This is a genomic window from Streptomyces fructofermentans, assembly GCF_014651055.1.
In the GTDB taxonomy this organism is placed as follows: domain Bacteria; phylum Actinomycetota; class Actinomycetes; order Streptomycetales; family Streptomycetaceae; genus Streptomyces; species Streptomyces fructofermentans.
The window spans coordinates 1-1,211 of record NZ_BMWD01000075.1 but is presented as its reverse complement, the minus strand read 5'-3'; the positions used below and the strand labels follow the sequence as shown (position 1 = coordinate 1,211).

The 1,211-nt window shown below is 57.6% G+C and carries 1 rRNA gene; it reads right to left on the bottom strand.

The features are described from left to right. Positions 1–1,211, bottom strand: a 23S ribosomal RNA gene (locus tag IE265_RS38025); the annotation flags it as partial.

Genomic DNA, 1,211 nt, shown 5'->3' with positions numbered 1-1,211 from the left:
ACGGCTTCGCACGGACCTGTGTTTTTAGTAAACAGTCGCTTCTCGCTGGTCTCTGCGGCCACCCCCAGCTCTGGCAGCAAGTGCCGTCACCGGTGATGGCCCCCCTTCTCCCGAAGTTACGGGGGCATTTTGCCGAGTTCCTTAACCATAGTTCACCCGAACGCCTCGGTATTCTCTACCTGACCACCTGAGTCGGTTTAGGGTACGGGCCGCCATGAAACTCGCTAGAGGCTTTTCTCGACAGCATAGGATCATCCACTTCACCACAATCGGCTCGGCATCAGGTCTCAGCCCCATGTGTGACGGATTTACCTATCACACGGCCTACACCCTTACCCCGGGACAACCACCGCCCGGGCTGGACTACCTTCCTGCGTCACCCCATCACTCACCTACTACCATCTTGGGCCGGCGGCTCCACCACTCCCCTCAACTCCGAAGAGATCAGGGCGGCTTCACGGCCTTAGCATTAATGGGCTCGATGTTTGACGCTTCACAGCGGGTACCGGAATATCAACCGGTTATCCATCGACTACGCCTGTCGGCCTCGCCTTAGGTCCCGACTTACCCTGGGCAGATCAGCTTGACCCAGGAACCCTTAGTCAATCGGCGCACACGTTTCTCACGTGTGTATCGCTACTCATGCCTGCATTCTCACTCGTGAACCGTCCACCACTGCCTTCCGGCGCGGCTTCACCCGGCACACGACGCTCCCCTACCCATCACAGCGGGCGTTGGCCCTATTGCTGCAATGACACGACTTCGGCGGTACGCTTGAGCCCCGCTACATTGTCGGCGCGGAATCACTAGACCAGTGAGCTATTACGCACTCTTTCAAGGGTGGCTGCTTCTAAGCCAACCTCCTGGTTGTCTGTGCGACTCCACATCCTTTCCCACTTAGCGTACGCTTAGGGGCCTTAGTCGATGCTCTGGGCTGTTTCCCTCTCGACCATGGAGCTTATCCCCCACAGTCTCACTGCCGTGCTCTCACTTACCGGCATTCGGAGTTTGGCTAAGGTCAGTAACCCGGTAGGGCCCATCGCCTATCCAGTGCTCTACCTCCGGCAAGAAACACACGACGCTGCACCTAAATGCATTTCGGGGAGAACCAGCTATCACGGAGTTTGATTGGCCTTTCACCCCTAACCACAGGTCATCCCCCAGGTTTTCAACCCTGGTGGGTTCGGTCCTCCACGAAGTCTTACCTCCGC